Here is a 16099-nt window from a genome sequence, read left to right as displayed (position 1 = left end):
GCCGCTACAACCAGCCCTTCTCGCGGGCGATCCGCACCGCCTCCGCCCGGTTGCGTACCGCGAGCTTCTGGATCGCCGTGGAGAGGTAGTTGCGCACCGTCCCCTGGGACAGGTGCAGGGCGGCCGCCAGTTCCGCGTTGGTGGAGCCGTCGGCGGCGGCGCGGAGGACCTCGCGTTCGCGGTCGGTGAGCGGGTTGGCGCCCTCGGCGAGGGCCGCCGCGGCGAGGGTGGGGTCGATGACGCGCTCGCCGGCCAGCACCTTGCGCACCGCCGCGGCCAGCTGGGCGGCGGGGGCGTCCTTGACCAGGAAGGCGTCGGCACCCGCCTCCATGGCGCTGCGCAGGTAGCCGGGCCGCCCGAAGGTGGTGAGCACGACGAGCTTGACCGCGGGGAGTTCCTTGTGGACCCGGGCGGCGGCCTCGATGCCGGTGCAGCCCGGCATCTCTATGTCGAGCAGGGCGACGTCCACGCCGTGCTCGCGGGCGGCGGCCAGCACCTCGTCCCCGCGCGACACCTGGGCGACGACGTCGATGTCGTCCTCGAGGCCGAGCAGGGCGGCCAGCGCCTCCCGGACCATCGACTGGTCCTCGGCGAGGAGGACCTTGATCGTGCTGCTCATGCCCCGGATAGTACGTCCCCGGCGGTGGGCGCGGGTACACGGGCGACCAGCCGGAAACCCCGTCTGCCCCGGCCCGCCTCGAGGGTGCCGCCGGCCTTCTCCAGGCGCTCGGTCAGACCGGTGAGACCGTTGCCGGGCCCCTTGCCCGATCCGCCCGATCCGTCGTCCTCCACGGCGAGTTCGAGGACGGGCCCGTCCAGGGTCTGGCGGCGCAGCACCTCCACCGTGCAGCGCCCGGCACCGCTGTGCCGTACGACGTTGGTGACCGCCTCGCGCAGCGCCCAGGCGAGGGTGGCCTCGGTCTCCTCGGGAACGCCGGCCAGGTCCGGTTCGGCGGGCACCTCGGCGACGACCCCGGCGGCGGTCAGGGCGACCTGGGCTCCGGCCAGTTCGGCCGCCAGGCGCGGGCGCCGGTAGCCGGTGACCGCCTCCCGTACGTCCACCAGCGCCTGGCGGCTGACCTGTTCGATGTCGGCGACCTGCTGGGCCGCCTTGTCGGGGTGGTCGGGGAGCATCCGGCCCGCCAGCTCGCTCTTCAGCGTGATCAGGGACAGGGAGTGGCCGAGCAGGTCGTGCAGGTCGCGGGCGAGGCGCAGCCGTTCCTCGTTGGCGGCGAGCTGGGCGACGGTGGCCCGGGCCTTGCGCAACTCGACGGTGGTACGGAGGAGTTGCACGACCCCGGTCATGGCGAACCCGATGAGCACGACCAGGGGGAGCAGGTTCTGGGCCTCCTCCTCGCCGGCGTGCAGGCCGGCCAGCAGCATCGTCCCGGCCGTCGCGGGTATCGCCCAGCGCGCGATCCGCAACGGGAGGGTGGCCCCGCAGGCGACGGAGACGTAGCAGTACAGGCCCAGCCAGTGCGCGCCGAGCGTGAGGCTCAGCACGGTCGCCAGTACGGCGAGGGCGACGAGCACACCGGCGACGCGCCGGGGGGCCATCGGTGTGCCCATGTTGCGGAAGACCAGCGCCAGGTAGAGCCCCACGAACACCGCGAGACCGAGCCAGCCGGCCGTGGTGCCCGCGACGGTGTGGTTCCCGGCGACGAGGTCGTGGACCGGCGAGCTGAGGAAGACCAGCCAGACGCCGATCCACAGCACCTTGCGCAGCAGCATGTCCTTGCGGCTGCTGAGCGACTGTCCCAGAGGGATCGGCGACTCCCTCCCGGGCTCCTCACGCACCGGGTCCTGCGTCATCGTGCTCACGCCTTCAGCGTGTCCTTCCGGTACAGCCAGGCCGCGCCGCCCGCGAAGAGGAGGAAGTAGACGGCGAGGACGGCGACGTCCTGGGCGTGCGGGGCCTGGCTCTGTTCGATCGCCCGTCCGAGGGCAGCGTACGCGTGCGTGGGCAGCCACTTGGCGATGTTCTGCAGCCAGGCCGGGAAGCTGGAGGAGGGGAACCAGAGGCCGCCGAGGATCGACAGACCGAAGTAGATGATCATCGTGAGCGGGCGCACCGCGTCGCCGGAGGCGAGGTAGCCGATGGCGACGCCGAGCGCGGCGAAGACGAGGCTGCCGGCCCAGATCGCGCCCGTCAGCGCGAGCCACTGCCAGGCGTCGAGGCGTACGTCCTTCACCGCGGCGGCGACCAGGAAGACGACGACGATGGACGGCAGGCTGACGACCGCGGCACTGGCGGTCTTGGCGAGGACGTACCCCCGGCCGGGCAGCGTGGTGAGCCGCAGCTGCCGCACCCAGCCGCTCTCCCGTTCCTTGGCTATGCGCTCGCTGTTGCCCATGAGCACGGCGGTCAGTGCGCCGAAGGAGGCCATGGAGACCATGACGTACGCCCCGACGGTCAGGCCGGTGCCGTCGATCTTGCCGTGGGTGCCGTTCTGGTTCGAGGCGAGCAGGAAGATGACCGACGGGTAGATCACCGAGAAGAACAGGAACTTGCGGTTGCGCAGGGAGCGGGCGAGTTCCAGCCTGATGAGACTCTTCACGACTGCTTGGCCTCCTCGGCCTCGGTGATGGCTACGAACGCCTGCTCGAGTCCGAGTCCGGCGACTTCGAGGTTGCGGGGGTAGACGCCCAGGCCGTACAGGGCGTGCACGGTGGCGTCCGCGTCGGTGGACTGGATGCGCACGGTCTGACCCGATATGTCGATCACGCTCAGGAACGGCAGACCGCGCAGCGCGGTCTCGTCGATCTCGCCCTCCAGGTCGAAGGCGATACGGCGGGCGCCCGCCTTGGCCTTGATCTCGGCGGCGGTGCCGTCGGCCAGGAGCCGGCCCCGGTGCAGGACCAGGACGCGGTCGGCGATGGCGTCGGCCTCTTCCAGGTAGTGCGTGGCGAACAGCACGGTCCGCCCCCGGTCGGCCTGCTCGCGCATGGTGGCCCAGAAGGCCTGCCGGGCGGAGACGTCCATCCCGGTGGTCGGCTCGTCCAGGACGATCAGGTCGCTGTCGCCGGCCGTGGCGAGGGCGAAACGCACGCGCTGGGCCTGGCCGCCGGAGAGCTTGTTGACCTTGCGGTCGGCGATCTGGGCGATACCGGCGCGGGCGAGCACGTCGGCGACCTTGTACGGCCTCGGGTGCAGGTCGCAGGCGAGCCGGACCAGCTCGGCGACGGTGACCTCGTCCATCAGCCCGCCGCTCTGCAGCATGGCCCCCACGCGTCCGGCGACGATCGCCTCGCGCGGGCTGGTGCCGAAGACGCTGACCGTGCCGCCGTCGGCCTGCTTGAGGCCGAGCAGCAGGTCCAGGGTGGTGGACTTGCCGGCGCCGTTCGGGCCCAGCAGGGCCACGGTCTCGCCCGGGTGCAGCCGGAGCGAGAGCCCGTCCACGGCACGGGTGCTCCCGTACGTCTTGCTCACCTGATCGAACCCGACCACCGGGGTACCGGTGGCCGCCGCTGTCGTTGTCATGACGTACATGCTGGCCCCGGCGGCCGGTGCGCCGTCAGTGTCGGCGGTCCCGAGTGCCGGATGACAGATGTCATACGGCCTCGGGGCACGACGTGCGGGAGGGGCGCCCGGTGCTCACCGGGCGCCCCTCCCTCATGCCGGCCGGACTAGCTCGGGTTCGTGTCGATGACCGCGGTCCGGTTGGTCTTGCTCATCAGCGCGGTGCGCAGGTTGATGTAGATCTCCTCGGCCGTGAGGGGGGTCTTCTTGCCGTCGGCCCGGGTGATCAGCACGCCGTCGAACGTCTGGCCGTACAGCTTCTTCAGGGCGGCCAGGTCGGGCTTGTCGACCAGCTTGCCGTTGACCGGCGTCACCCTGAGGAACTTCCACAGCGAGTTCTGCGGGCTCATCGGGATCGAGTGCGCGGCGTCCGTCTGCACGGTCACGTTCGCCGACATCGCCGGCTCCGCGAACTTCTTCATCTCCCGGTCGACCTCGGCGTTGGAGACCGTCGGCTGCTTGGTGGTCGTCGGCACGGTCACCGGAGTCGCCGTGCCCGTCTCCACCTCCGCGCGGTACGCCTCCTCGACGGACTGCTTGGCCTGCGCGGCGTCGATGGCCTTGCCCGCCTTGCCGTAGACCGCGACGGCCTTGCCGGGCTCGAACTTGATCGTGCCCTCGGTGACCGAGCCGGAGCCGCCCCCGACGGCCTGGAGGGCCGCCTGCAGCTTCTCCCCGTCGACCGGCATGGCCGGCTCGACGACCCGCTTCTGGCCGAAGAGCGAACCGATCACGGAGACGGGGTTGTAGTCGCTCTTCGCCGCGGCGCCGACCGTCGCCTGGAAGTCGAACTGGAGGCCCGCCCGGTCCGGCGCGAGGGAGACGGTCTTGCCGCCCACCGACAGCTTCAGCGGCTTGTTCACCCGGTCGCCGAAGGCGTCGTCGAGCTTCTTGACCGCCTCGTCACGGGTGCCGCCGCCGATGTCGACGCCGAGCACGGTGGTGCCCTTCGGCACGTCGGAGTGGTTCATCAGCAGCCCGGCGCCGTAGGCGACACCGGCGACCATGACCACGCCGCCGCCCAGCAGCACCAGCTTGCTGCGGCCCTTCTTCCTGGGCTTGGCCGCCGACGCGTTCTTCGGGGCCGGCGCGGCCGGCTTGGGAGACGTGTCCGACTGCGGTGCACCGGGACGCGCGCCGGCTCCGAACGGGGACCCGGCACCCGACGGGACGACGGGGATGCCGCTGGTGACGGTGTGCCCGGAGACGTTGTCCGCCGGGGAGCGGTAGCCGGGCGTACCGGGCTCGGGCGCCGGCTTCTGCGGGGTGAGGATCGCCGTGTCGTCGCTCATGCCGCCGCCCGGGCCGCGGCCCTGGACGGCGCCGGGACCCTGCGCGGGGCCAGGGGTCGTACGGGGGCCGCCGGGGGCGGTGCGGGGGCCGCCGGGGGCGGTGCGGAGCGCGCCGGGACCGCCGGTGTTCTCCGGGGCGTCGAACGCGGTGCCGGTCCGCATACCGCGGTCGCCCGGACCGCCGGGGCCACCGGGCCCGCTCCGGCCGCCGCCGGCGGGGAGCCCCAGCGGGCTGTCGCCGGTGACCGGACCACCCGTCGGGCCGGCGGGGCCCTGCGGTCCGCCGGCGCCGCCGCGGCCGCCGGGTCCGTTGAAGTCGCCGGGGTCACCGGGCCCGGCAGGGCCGCCCTGACCGTTCGGAGCGGCGAGACCGTTCTGGTGGCCGCGGCCGTTCTCCGAGAAGTACGGCAGTTCGTCACGGCGCGGCTCGCCCCCGTCACCGGGACCCGAAGCGGAGCCGGAGCCGGCACGAGCGCCGTTGCCGTTGCCCAGCGGGCCCGCGGCCAGCGCCTCGGTCACGTCGAAGGATCCGGTGCCGCCGCCGTGCCCGGGAGCCACCGGACCGCCGGTGGCTCCGGGGAGGCCCGCGCCGTTCGTCCCGCCCGGCCGCGAAGCGCCCGGCACACTCATCGAACCGACCACACCGCCGGGGCGCCCGGCGCCCGGACGCGCGCCGCCCGCGGGAGCGGAACCGTTCGCACGCGCACCACCGCCCGGGGCAGCCGGGCCCGGCGCCGCCGTACCGCCCGCGGTGGAACCGCCCGGCAGACCGGCACCGTTCGTGCCGCCGCCGCCCTGACCGCCCTTGCCCGGGCCGGACTTGCGGGGCGCGAACCAGTCGCTGGGCTTCTCGTCGCCCGGTGCCGCGGGTTCGGCGGGCGGCGCGACGATGCCGGTGGACATCGTGGTGGCGGCCGCGGGCTGCGGGTCGGCGCCCGCGTCGTCACCGCTCTTCTCGGCGTCCGCGACGGGCGTGCGCATCACGACCGGCGGGATCGGCCTGGACCCGGGGATGTTGATCCGGATCCGGGTCGTCAGGGTGGTCTCGGTCTTGCGCTCCTCCGGCTGCGCGGCCGAACGGCCCGCATCCGTACCACCGTCGGAAACCATGGGGGTCCCGTACGGCGGCGTGCCCGAGGGGTATGCGGCTCCGCCGCGCCCGTTGGGCCCGGAGGACGGAGTGTCAGTTTCACGACTCAAGGCAGGTTCTCCCGGTTGGCTCCGCCGCCCGCGTTACGACCTCTCTCGGGCGACTCGGCGGCGCGCACCACCATACTGGCCACTTCTGGCGCTTATCCCACGACCGCTGGGAAACCCACACGGGACTCGCACGCGCACCGCTTCGCGAAGTGGTACGTCACTTGCCAAGTCGGGCCGCGTCGCCCCCAGGTTGCCGCCCGGGCCCAAGGGTGGCGCAGATCACAGCGAGGGCCATGCCGCCGAGCAGGAAGAGATAGGTGCCACCGCCCGCGCCGAACAGGAAGTCCCCTTCGGGACGGCTGGTGGTGAGCACCAGGACGGTGACGATCCAGCCCGCCACCGGCGCGACCGCCCCGGCGCGGCTGCCCAGGGCGTACGCCCCGCCGAGGAACACCCCGGCCGCACCGGCCAGGGCCAGCAGCAGTCCGCCCGGGAACCAGCCGGCCTGCACCAGGGCCCCGGCGAGGGCGACGACCGCGCCGAGCACGAACAGCCCCAGCAGGGCGGCCGCCCGCCCACCGGAGGGCCGCCGCAACGGCTGCGCGAGCATGGAGCCCCTCCCTGCCGAACTCATGACGCCTCCTCGACTGCGGCGAACACATCGGTCCCGGCGAACAGGTCGTCCTCCTGCACGGCCGGCCGCTCGCCGCTCACCAATTCGTAGTACTCGGTGGTGAACAGGGGTTGCGCCAGCTCGTTGGAGAGCGCGAAGTACGGTGCGGCCGGGGCGACCTCGAGCTGGGTGGCGTGCGCGCTCATCGCGGCGGCCTTGGCGGCGGCGTACGCGGTGCCGTCGATCGCGGTGGTGATCCGGTCGTCGTCGACCACGCCCGGTACGTCGTCGACGGCGGCGCTCCTGGCGAAGGGCAGATCGGGCAGGTCGTCGCCGAGGCGGGCGAAGGCGGCCTCGGCGACGGAGCGCGGGACGCGGTTCCAGTAGACCTTGGGGACCCGCCAGCCCGCCTCGGCGGCCAGCTCCACGGCCCTCATGGCGACGCGGTGGGCCTGGATGTGGTCCGGGTGGCCGTACCCGCCGTTCTCGTCGTAGGTGACCAGCACCTGGGGGCGGACCTCGAGAATCACCTCGACCAGATGCCCGGCGGCCTCGTCGAGGTCGGCCTGCCAGAAGCAGCCGGGGTCCTCGTTGTCCGCGATGCCCATCATCCCGGAGTCCGTGTAGCGCCCCGCGCCGCCGAGCAGCCGGAAGTCCGTGACGCCCAGTTCGCCCATCGCGGCGGTCAGCTCGCGCAGGCGGTACTCGCCCAGGGCGGCGCCGGACAGATGCCGCAGCTCGGGCGGAACGACCTCACCCCGCTCACCGAGGGTGCAGGTGACCAGCGTCACCCGGGCACCCCGGGCCACGTACTCGGCCATGGTCGCGCCGTTGTTGATCGACTCGTCGTCCGGGTGCGCGTGCACCAGCAGCAGACGCCGGGCGGGCAGTTCCGTCATGGGCCCAGCCTACGAGGCCCTGGTTGCCGACCGCCGCGCCCCCGCCCAGCCCACCTCGAGGTGACCGGATCCGGCTCCTGCCTTTCCCGATCACGCCGGCGGGGCGACGGCAGCCGGACCCAGCAGGCTCAGCTTTCGGGCTCCTGGGCTTTCTCGTTCCCGTAGCGGGGCAGGGCATCGGTCGGGATCGTCCAGTCGGCGATGGTGACGTCCTCGCCGTAGACGAAGTCCTTGCGGGCCGCGTACCGGGGGCCGTCCGGGGTGGAGTGGATGTCAGTGAAGACGGCGCCGGAACCAGTGCGGGGATCGAAGATCGCGTAGACAGGGATTCCGATCAACGGATAGTCGCGGATCTTGCTCACCCAGTCGTTGTCCGGGTTGGAAGCGGAGACGATCTCGATGGCGGCGACGATCGTGCGGGGATCGAAGGCGCCGTCTCCCTCCATGTCCGACTCGGCGATGACCATCACGTCAGGACGCCTGGTGATGCCTTCGGGCTCGTCCTCGACATCGGGCTCGCCCGTGTGGGCCACGATCTCCTCCGGCATGACCTTCTCAAGTCGTTTCCGGAGACGCAGCACCGTGAGTTCGTGCTGCTTCACGGGCGCCATCATGTCGTGGACGATCCCTTCCTTGGTGATCTCGAACTTGCCGGGGAGGGTGTCGTCCATCGACTGAACGACGTCCCGCATGGCCTGGTAGACGTGGGAGGCAGCGCGCCGCGTGTTGCCGGAAGCGGTGGTCATACTGCTCGCTCCTCGTCTGCGCCCGGGGGCAAGGATCGTCGTACTCATGCTAGGCGGCCTCCTGGAAATCGGGTCGGCAATCGCGACAGCGTCCGGGGTCGGGCGCGCGGAAGGCGCGCTCGCAGCCGTCGCAGGTCTGGAGCGGGTGCCGTACCGGCGGCGGGGCGGCGGGTGCGCGGAAGGGCGGCAGGGGCGGCAGCTGGGCAGTGAGGCGGTGAGCCAGCAGGACCGCGGGCCGTCGCAGCGCCTCGGGCGGCAGGTCGGCGGTCAGCGCCCGTCGTACGGCGGTGGGGCCGACGTCGCGCTCCAGCCAGGCGGCGACGCCGGGGGCCAGGTGGGCCGCGTCGCGGGCGGAGAGAAACAGCCGGGAGTCGTGGCGCCGCAGGTCGGCGAGGAGGTCGGTGGCCGCCTGGAGGAGGGACGGGGCGGTGCAGGCAGGCTGCGGTACGGCGGGGAGGGGCTTGCGGGGGCGGGCGGGGGCGTGCCTGGTGGGCGGTGCCGTCTTTCGTGTGGCGGCACGTTCGGGGTGACCCGGCTTGTCGGCGTGACGCCGGACCGCCGACTGGTTCCGCGAGGCCATGGGCTGGTTGCAGGAGACCGTGCGGGTGACGATCCGGCCGTCGGGGACGCGGTGGCGTTCGCGACGCAGGTAGCCGTGGGCCTCCAGTTCACGCAGCGCGGCGGCGATCCGCGTCGTTCCCTCGGGAAAGCGGGCGGCGAGGCTCTTGATGTCGACGCGGGCGCCCTTCGGCAGCGACTGGATGTGGCAACCCAGCCCGATCGCGAGGAGCGAGAGGTCGGGGTGCTGGACCAGGTGGTTGCCGATCACCGTGAAGCGGGTGGCGTGGCGAGTGTGCTCGTGGATGAGCCCGCCGGTGTGGTGGCCCCGGTTCGGGTGCTTGTTGCCCGCGGCGCGGGACTGGGCGTGTGGGGGCACGCTAGGGTGCTGCGTATCCATCGGGAAGGCCTTCTCTTCCTCGGTGGTCAGGCCCTCGCACTGGGATTGCCGTCCCGGCGGGGGCCGTCGCATGTCTGCGGTTGTGTTGCGCTGAGCGTAGGGGTGCTGGGGGCTCCGGAATCCAGCCGAACCGGAGATGTTCACCCACTCGGGTGAGCACGGGCCGCGGGCGGGAGGGGTGGGGTTTGGTGCGGGTTCTTTCCCCCACGGTTCTTTGCTTTTTCAGCCGCCGACTCCACCGGAGCCCGCGGGTGCGAGTTCCGGTCGACGAAGCCGCAGTTCGGCCCAGACGGTCTTGCGCGGGAACCGGCCCTGGGTGACGCCCCAGCGGTCGGCGAGGGTGTCCACGAGGAGCAGGCCGCGGCCGGACTCGGCGTGCGCCTCCGGGTCCTGGAGCTTGGGCATTCGGTCACCGCGCGTGTCGGTGACCTCGATACGCAGGCTGCGGCCGACCACGCGGAGCGAGAGGCGGAAACTGCGACCGGGCAGGCGGCCGTGCGTGGCGGCGTTGGCCGCCAACTCCGCGACGATGTGCGTCGCGGGGTCCTGCGGAAGCTCCCAGGCACGGAGCTGGTCAGCTGCGAGCAGCCGGGCGAGCCGGGCTCCGCGTGGGGTGCTGGACAGCAGGACGGTGAAGCTGGGTGCAGCGCTGTCCAGTTGGGCCGTGGTGTCGGCGATTTCCTGATTCACGTCACTGAGAGTGGCTGGTGACGCCTACCGTGGTGAGTGACTCCACGGTTGCGTACGGTGACTGTCCGGTGGTTGTCCGGTGGCGTCCGGACTGTCGGCAGCGGCCGTACGGGCAGGGCGTGCGAGCACCAGGCGGTACGGCGGAGGGGCGCGGATGTCGGTGGACGGCGAGGCGGTACGGCTCAGGACCGAGGCGGACGAGCCGGGCTGGGAGGTGGACCCGGACGACGACTGGGGCGTGGCCGTGATCGCCACGGTGGGGCGGCAGTTGAAGCTGCGGCGGGAGGCGGTGGGGATGCGGGCCGGCGAGTTCGGCAAGGCCGTCGGCTACGGCGAGGACCTGGTCTACAAGATCGAGGGCGGCAAGCGGATCCCCCGGCCCGAGTATCTGGACAAGGCCGACAAGGTGTTGGCGGCGGGTGGGCTGCTCTCCGCGATGAAGGAGGATGTGGAGAAGGTCCGGTATCCGAAGAAGGTACGGGAACTGGCGGAGTTGGAAGCCAAGGCCGTGGAGATGGGGGTGTTTGTCGGGCTCAGCATCCATGGCCTGCTCCAGACGCCGGACCATGCCCGAGCCTTGTTCGAGGTTTCCCAGTCCGCCTACTCGGAGGCCGAGCTGGAGCGCCTGATTGCCGCACGCATGGCGCGCAAAACGATCTTCGAGCGGGATCCCGTGCCTATGCTCAGCTTCGTCCAGGAAGAGGTGACGCTCCGCCGAAAGGTTGGAGGCACAATGGTGTGGCGTCAACAGCTCGAACACCTGCTGGAAGTGGCAGCCTTGCGCAATGTCACCCTTCAGGTGATGCCGACCGACTCCGGGGCACACCCGGGGCTGAGCGGCAAAGTCGAGGTGCTGAAGTTCGAGGATGGGACGGCAGTGGGACGGTCCGACGGTGCGTTCAACGGCCGCCCGACCAGCGACCCGAAGCAGCTCCGCATCCTTGAGCTGCGATACAGCACCATCCGCGCGCAGGCTCTCTGCCCTCGGGAGTCACTGGCCTTCATCGAGCAACTGCTGGGAGAAGCATGATCCGTCAAACCGCTGTCAGCGACACCTGCGAACTGACGTGGTTCAAGAGCACCTACAGCGACGGTCCCGAGGGCGACTCCTGCGTCGAGATCGCGATGGCCCCCCGCACCGTGCACGTCCGCGACTCCAAGAACGTCGAGGGCCCCCGCCTCGTGCTGACGCGAGGGGCCTGGGCTCGCTTCGTGTCGTACGCGTCCGAAGGCTGAGCGGAGACGCCTGCTCGACCTCGGCCTCCGGTACGTCCACTTCCCCGCCCAGGGAGCGGGCGATGGCCGTGAACTCGTTCAGGGCGGACTGGAGGTCGCGGACGGTCTCCTCGACGATCACCTCGGGCGGCAGACCGCTGTCGGCGTCGTCGAGGTCCGGATCCTTCGTCCACGGCGGGACGACAGGGACTCGCCCCGACGGTAGGCCGTCACGAAGTCGTCCAGGTGGGCGCGGGTGAGTACGCGACAGCCGAAGGACCTGGCTCGGTCCCAGACCCTGTCGGCTGCCCCGTCTCAGCGCCGCCTCGTCAGAACTTGATGCTGCCGATCATGCTCGCCACATTGGTCGTCAACTCGTTGATCGTCGGGGCGACCGTCGAGGAGGCGAGGTAGAAGCCGAGGAGGACGCAGACGACCGCATGGCCGCCCTTCAGGCCCGATTTCTTGACCAGCAGGAAGACGACGATCGCCAGCAGCACCACCGCCGAAATCGAGAGTGCCACGGCGGCTCACCTCCAAAGATCCCAGGGATGTGGGGGGTCGGACTATGGGGGGTGTAGACGGGTCCAGCAAATCCATACTGTAGCCAGCAGGTTCATACCCACATAGCGGTAGTGATCATAACTATCGGTGCTCGAGCATCGCTGGGCGCACGGCCGCACAAGGGGGCGCATGGCCAATATGGTCAGGGCATGACGACCGAGCCTGTCTCCTTCCCCCGACGGCACGCCCGCACCCAGCGGTTCACCCTCGGCGCGCCGCGCTCGTTCACCGTGGCGCCCGACGGTTCACGTGTCGCGTTCCTGCGCTCGCGCTCCGGCACGGACCGGGCGAACTCCCTCTGGGTCCTGGACCTGGCGGACGGCGGCGAGCGCGTGGCGGCCGACCCGCGCACCCTGCTCGAAGGCGCCTCGGAAGAGCTCTCGCCCGAGGAGCGGGCGCGCCGCGAGCGCAGCCGTGAGGGGGGCGCCGGCATCGTCGGCTACGCCACCGACGCGGCCCTGGAGTTGGCCTCTTTCGCCTTGTCAGGGCGGCTTTTCGCGGCTGAGCTGCGGGCGGGCACGGCACGTGAACTGCCGGTCCCCGGGCCGGTGATCGACCCGCGGCCGGCGCCCGACGGACGGCACGTGGCGTACGTCGCCCAGGGCGCCCTGCGGGTCGTGGGTGCCGAGGGCGAGGGCGACCGGGCGCTCGCGGAACCGGAGTCGGAGGGCGTCACCTACGGACTGGCGGAGTTCATCGCGGCGGAGGAGATGGCCCGTTCGCGCGGGTTCTGGTGGTCCCCGGAGGCGGACCGGCTGCTCGTGGCGCGCGTGGACGACACGCCGGTGCGGCGGTGGTGGATCGCCGATCCGGCCCACCCGGAGCGTGAGCCCAACCAGGTCGCGTACCCGGCTGCGGGGACGGACAACGCGGAAGTGCGCCTGTTCGTGATCGGGCTCGACGGTGGGCGCACGGAGGTCGTATGGGACCGGGCCCGCTATCCGTATCTGGCGCGTGTGCACTGGTCGGACGCGGGGGCCCCGCTGCTTCTGGTGCAGGCGCGGGACCAGCGCAGCCAGCTGTTCCTCGCCGCGGACCCGGAGTCGGGGGCGACTCGGATGGTCCATGCCGATGAAGATCCAACATGGCTCGATCTTTTCCCCGGGGTTCCCTGCTGGAGTCCTTCGGGGCAACTCGTCCGGATCGCGGACGAGGGCGGGGCGCGGGTGCTGTCGGTGGGCGGACGCCCTTTGACCGGACAGCAGTTGCACATCCGTGCGGTGCTGGACGTGACCGCCGACGACGTACTGGTCTCGGCCTCGGCGGGCGAGGAGGCCGAGGCGCCGGAGATCGGCGAGGTGCACGTCTACCGGGTCAACGAGCTCGGTGTGGAGCGTGTGTCCCGGGGGCCCGGCGTGCACTCGGCGGTACGCGCCGGGGGCGTGACGGTGCTGGTCTCCGCCACGCTTGACCGCCCGGGCGCTGCCGTCCAGGTACTGCGTGACGGAAAACAGGTGGCGACTGTCACGTCGTACGCCGAAGATCCCGGTTTGTCCCCCCGCGTGACACTCACCCAGGGGGGCGCACGCCGAATTCCATGCGCCGTGCTTATGCCTACGGACTACCCCGGCGACACTGGCGCGGGCGCTCCCCTCCCCGTACTGCTCGACCCCTACGGCGGCCCGCACGGCCAGCGCGTGGCGGCCGCCCACAACGTGCACCTGACCTCGCAGTGGTTCGCCGACCAGGGCTTCGCGGTGGTCGTCGCCGACGGCCGCGGCACCCCGGGCCGCTCCCCCGCCTGGGAGAAGGCGGTGCACCACGACTTCACCGTCACCCTGGACGACCAGATCGAGGCGCTCCAGGACCTCGCGAAGCGGTATCCCCTCGACCTGACCCGGGTGGCGATCCGGGGCTGGTCCTTCGGTGGTTATCTGGCCGCCCTCGCCGTGCTGCGCCGCCCGGACGTCTTCCACGCGGGCATCGCCGGCGCCCCGGTGACGGACTGGCGGCTGTACGACACCCACTACACCGAGCGGTACCTGGGCGACCCGGCCGCGGACCCCCGCTCGTACGCGAGCAGCGGTCTCGTCACCGACGAGGGCCTGTCCGCGCCCGCCGGGCCGCACCGCCCGCTGATGATCGTGCACGGGCTCGCCGACGACAACGTGGTGGTCGCGCACGCCCTGCGCCTGTCCTCCGCCCTGCTCGCCGCCGGCCGCCCGCACGAGGTGCTCCCGCTGTCCGGGGTCACCCACATCACCCCGCAGGAGCAGGTCGCGGAGAACCTGCTCCTGTTGCAGGTGGACTTCCTGCGGCGTTCGCTGGCACAGGCGGGCAAACCCGTGTGAACCACCGCGAACTGCGTTAACACGCAGGCAACTTCACGGAAGCGGTACCGATATACGGACGCGCGAGGCTGAACAGCGTACGGCCGTGCGGGTGCCGTGAACGGGCCGGGGTGCACCATGTCACCCCGGCCCGTTGCCCTGCTCCTCCAACGGTGCCCCCCGCCCCGTCGGGCACGCGTCCGACACGTCCTCCGCGAAGTGGCACGCCGAGTCGTGCGCGGCCGGACCGCTCGTGTGACGGAACCCGGCCGGGACCGCGAGGGCCGGCACCTCCAGGGCGCAGCGCTCCCGTGCCTTCCAGCAGCGGGTGCGGAAGCGGCAGCCGGAGGGGATGTCCGTGGGCGACGGAACGTCACCCGAGAGGATGATCCGTGCGCGGTGTTCGCGGGCCTCGGGGTCGGGGACGGGCACGGCGGACAGCAGTGCCTGGGTGTAGGGGTGCGTCGGATGGTCGTAGATCTCCGTCTCCGTGCCGGTCTCCACGATCCGCCCGAGGTACATCACCCCCACCCGGTCGGAGATGTGCCGCACGATCGACAGGTCGTGCGCGATGAAGACGTAGGAGAGCTCGAACTCCGTCTGGAGCCGGTCCAGCAGGTTGATCACCTGGGCCTGGACCGAGACGTCCAGGGCCGAGACCGGTTCGTCGGCGACGATCACCTCGGGGCGGAGCGCCAGCCCCCGGGCGATGCCGATGCGCTGGCGCTGGCCGCCGGAGAACTGGTGCGGGTAGCGGTTGACGTACTCCGGGTCGAGGCCGACCACGTCCAGCAGTTCCCGGACCCTGCGGCGCCGGTCGCCCTTGGGGGCCGCCTCGGGGTGGATCTCGTACGGCTCCCCGATGATGTCGCCCACCGTCATACGGGGGTTGAGGGAGGTGTAGGGGTCCTGGAAGACCATCTGGATGTTGCGCCGTACGGCCTTCAGGGCGCGGCCGGACAGCCGGGTGATCTCCTCGCCCTTGTAGCGGATGGAACCCGCCGAGGGCCGCTCCAGGCTGCACAGCAGTCTGGCGAGCGTGGACTTGCCGCAGCCGGACTCGCCGACGATGCCCAGCGTCTCGCCCCTGCCCAGCCGGAAGTCGACGCCGTCGACGGCCTTCACCGCGCCGATCTGCTTCTTGAACAGGACGCCCCGGGTCAGCGGGTAGTGCTTGACGAGCCCGCTGACCTCCAGGACCGGCTCAGTCGTCGAGGCTGCCATGCAGGCACTCCCTCCAGAAGTGGCAGGCGCTCCCCCGGTCCGCGTCGACCTCGTACAGCGGCGGTTCCTCGGCCCGGCACACGTCCCGGGCCATCGGGCAGCGGGGATGGAAGGCGCACCCCGGCGGGATGTGCGTGAGGTTGGGCGGCAGGCCCTTGATGGCGTAGAGCTCCTGGCCCTTCTGGTCGAGGCGCGGGATGGAGTCCAGCAGGCCGCGCGTGTAGGGGTGGGCGGGCGACTTGTACAGGTCGTGCACGGGAGCCGACTCCACGATCCGCCCCGCGTACATCACCGCGATCCGGTCCGCCACGTCGGCGACGACGCCGAGGTCGTGGGTGATCAGGACCAGCCCCATGCGGTACTCGCGCCGCAACTCCGCGAGCAGGTCCATCACCTGGGCCTGGACGGTGACGTCGAGGGCGGTGGTGGGCTCGTCGGCAATGATGAGCGCCGGTTCCAGGGCCATCGCCATGGCGATCATGATGCGCTGGCGCATGCCGCCGGAGAACTGGTGCGGGTAGTCGCGCACCCGCTGGGCGGCGGCCGGGATGCGCACCCGCTCCATCAGCTCGACGGCCCTGGCCCGCGCGTCCTTCCTCGACATGCCCTGGTGGACCACGAACATCTCACCGAGCTGGTCGCCCACGGACAGCACGGGGTTGAGCGCGGACAGCGCGTCCTGGAAGATCATGGCCATTCCGGCGCCGCGGACCTTCCTGCGCTCCTCCTCCCTCAGCTGCAGCAGGTCCTGTCCCCGGAAGACGATCTGCCCGCCGGTGATCCGCCCGGGCGGCACGTCGAGGATCCCCATGACCGCCTGCGCGGTGACGGACTTGCCCGAGCCGGACTCCCCGAGCACCGCGAGCGTCTCCCCCGCGTCCACCCCGTAGCTCACCCCGTTCACGGCCCGGGCGACCCCGTCCCGCGTCCGGAACTCCACGTGCAGGTCCCGCACTTCCAGCAGCACC

Annotated in this window: 16 protein-coding genes; 3 read left to right on the top strand and 13 right to left on the bottom strand. The window is 71.7% G+C overall.

From position 1 onward, the window contains the following. Window positions 1-4 precede the first annotated feature (4 nt). From ACWC21_RS25585 to ACWC21_RS25540, 10 genes are all read right to left on the bottom strand, one after another. Window positions 5-619: a response regulator transcription factor gene (locus ACWC21_RS25585; protein ID WP_450885155.1), complete on the bottom strand. Its 615-nt coding sequence runs from the start codon at window positions 617-619 to the stop codon at window positions 5-7. Next, window positions 616-1812: a sensor histidine kinase gene (locus ACWC21_RS25580; protein WP_450885208.1), complete on the bottom strand. Its 1197-nt coding sequence runs from the start codon at window positions 1810-1812 to the stop codon at window positions 616-618. Before ACWC21_RS25580 ends, ACWC21_RS25585 begins: the two co-directional genes overlap by 4 nt. Window positions 1813-1817: 5 nt before the next feature. Then, the gene (locus ACWC21_RS25575) at window positions 1818-2558 is read right to left on the bottom strand and encodes an ABC transporter permease (protein WP_450885154.1); all 741 of its coding nucleotides are present in this window, start codon (window positions 2556-2558) and stop codon (window positions 1818-1820) included. After that, window positions 2555-3481 (bottom strand): ABC transporter ATP-binding protein, encoded by a 927-nt coding sequence (locus ACWC21_RS25570; protein WP_450885153.1) that lies wholly within the window; start codon window positions 3479-3481, stop codon window positions 2555-2557. The genes ACWC21_RS25575 and ACWC21_RS25570 overlap by 4 nt, the downstream gene beginning before the upstream one ends. 146 nt (window positions 3482-3627) lie before the next feature. After that, window positions 3628-6012, bottom strand: a complete 2385-nt coding sequence (locus ACWC21_RS25565; RefSeq protein WP_450885152.1) for a hypothetical protein — start codon at window positions 6010-6012, stop codon at window positions 3628-3630. Between the two features lie 157 nt (window positions 6013-6169). Beyond that, window positions 6170-6586, bottom strand: coding sequence for a DUF6113 family protein (locus ACWC21_RS25560; protein WP_450885151.1), 417 nt, complete (start codon window positions 6584-6586; stop codon window positions 6170-6172). Beyond that, on the bottom strand, window positions 6583-7464 hold the full coding sequence (mshB, locus tag ACWC21_RS25555) for an N-acetyl-1-D-myo-inositol-2-amino-2-deoxy-alpha-D-glucopyranoside deacetylase (RefSeq protein ID WP_450885150.1): 882 nt from the start codon (window positions 7462-7464) through the stop codon (window positions 6583-6585). The genes ACWC21_RS25560 and mshB overlap by 4 nt, the downstream gene beginning before the upstream one ends. 128 nt (window positions 7465-7592) lie before the next feature. After that, a complete protein-coding gene (locus ACWC21_RS25550; RefSeq protein ID WP_450885149.1) occupies window positions 7593-8210 on the bottom strand; it encodes a Uma2 family endonuclease in 618 nt (205 codons plus the stop codon). Between the two features lie 49 nt (window positions 8211-8259). Next, a complete protein-coding gene (locus tag ACWC21_RS25545) occupies window positions 8260-9168 on the bottom strand; it encodes a helix-turn-helix domain-containing protein (RefSeq protein WP_450885148.1) in 909 nt (302 codons plus the stop codon). Window positions 9169-9390: 222 nt separating this feature from the next. After that, window positions 9391-9858, bottom strand: a complete 468-nt coding sequence (locus ACWC21_RS25540) for an ATP-binding protein (protein WP_450885147.1) — start codon at window positions 9856-9858, stop codon at window positions 9391-9393. A gap of 154 nt (window positions 9859-10012) precedes the next feature. Here ACWC21_RS25540 and ACWC21_RS25535 point away from each other — a divergent pair, with 154 nt between their 5' ends. Then, the gene (locus tag ACWC21_RS25535) at window positions 10013-10888 is read left to right on the top strand and encodes a helix-turn-helix domain-containing protein (RefSeq protein ID WP_450885146.1); all 876 of its coding nucleotides are present in this window, start codon (window positions 10013-10015) and stop codon (window positions 10886-10888) included. After that, a complete protein-coding gene (locus ACWC21_RS25530; protein ID WP_450885145.1) occupies window positions 10885-11094 on the top strand; it encodes a DUF397 domain-containing protein in 210 nt (69 codons plus the stop codon). The genes ACWC21_RS25535 and ACWC21_RS25530 overlap by 4 nt, the downstream gene beginning before the upstream one ends. A gap of 308 nt (window positions 11095-11402) precedes the next feature. Here ACWC21_RS25530 and ACWC21_RS25525 read toward each other — a convergent pair whose 3' ends face one another. Next, the gene (locus tag ACWC21_RS25525) at window positions 11403-11597 is read right to left on the bottom strand and encodes a hypothetical protein (protein WP_450885144.1); all 195 of its coding nucleotides are present in this window, start codon (window positions 11595-11597) and stop codon (window positions 11403-11405) included. 189 nt (window positions 11598-11786) lie between these two features. On the opposite strand from ACWC21_RS25525, the gene ACWC21_RS25520 reads away from it, so the two are divergent. Continuing rightward, entirely contained in the window at window positions 11787-13928 is a 2142-nt protein-coding gene (locus ACWC21_RS25520) for a prolyl oligopeptidase family serine peptidase (RefSeq protein WP_450885143.1), read from the top strand. Between the two features lie 120 nt (window positions 13929-14048). Here ACWC21_RS25520 and ACWC21_RS25515 read toward each other — a convergent pair whose 3' ends face one another. Together ACWC21_RS25515 and ACWC21_RS25510 are read right to left on the bottom strand one after the other, a co-directional pair. Continuing rightward, complete coding sequence (locus ACWC21_RS25515) at window positions 14049-15131, bottom strand: ABC transporter ATP-binding protein (RefSeq protein ID WP_450885142.1); 1083 nt, start codon at window positions 15129-15131, stop codon at window positions 14049-14051. Continuing rightward, window positions 15112-16098 (bottom strand): ABC transporter ATP-binding protein, encoded by a 987-nt coding sequence (locus ACWC21_RS25510; RefSeq protein WP_450885141.1) that lies wholly within the window; start codon window positions 16096-16098, stop codon window positions 15112-15114. Before ACWC21_RS25510 ends, ACWC21_RS25515 begins: the two co-directional genes overlap by 20 nt. Window position 16099: the final 1 nt, after the last annotated feature.

Source organism: Streptomyces sp. NPDC001348 (assembly GCF_053597535.1).
Note: the sequence above shows the minus strand (reverse complement) of the source record. Positions and strands in the feature narration are given on the sequence as shown.

Bases quoted from the DNA above. Each gene is read 5' to 3' on its own strand.
- ACWC21_RS25585 (WP_450885155.1), bottom strand. From the start codon at position 619: ATGAGCAGCACGATCAAGGTCCTCCTCGCCGAGGACCAGTCGATGGTC.
- ACWC21_RS25580 (WP_450885208.1), bottom strand. From the start codon at position 1,812: ATGACGCAGGACCCGGTGCGTGAGGAGCCCGGGAGGGAGTCGCCGATC.
- ACWC21_RS25570 (WP_450885153.1), bottom strand. From the start codon at position 3,481: ATGACAACGACAGCGGCGGCCACCGGTACCCCGGTGGTCGGGTTCGAT.
- ACWC21_RS25560 (WP_450885151.1), bottom strand. From the start codon at position 6,586: ATGAGTTCGGCAGGGAGGGGCTCCATGCTCGCGCAGCCGTTGCGGCGG.
- mshB (WP_450885150.1), bottom strand. From the start codon at position 7,464: ATGACGGAACTGCCCGCCCGGCGTCTGCTGCTGGTGCACGCGCACCCG.
- ACWC21_RS25550 (WP_450885149.1), bottom strand. From the start codon at position 8,210: ATGACCACCGCTTCCGGCAACACGCGGCGCGCTGCCTCCCACGTCTAC.
- ACWC21_RS25545 (WP_450885148.1), bottom strand. From the start codon at position 9,168: ATGGATACGCAGCACCCTAGCGTGCCCCCACACGCCCAGTCCCGCGCC.
- ACWC21_RS25535 (WP_450885146.1), top strand. From the start codon at position 10,013: ATGTCGGTGGACGGCGAGGCGGTACGGCTCAGGACCGAGGCGGACGAG.
- ACWC21_RS25530 (WP_450885145.1), top strand. From the start codon at position 10,885: ATGATCCGTCAAACCGCTGTCAGCGACACCTGCGAACTGACGTGGTTC.
- ACWC21_RS25520 (WP_450885143.1), top strand. From the start codon at position 11,787: ATGACGACCGAGCCTGTCTCCTTCCCCCGACGGCACGCCCGCACCCAG.
- ACWC21_RS25515 (WP_450885142.1), bottom strand. From the start codon at position 15,131: ATGGCAGCCTCGACGACTGAGCCGGTCCTGGAGGTCAGCGGGCTCGTC.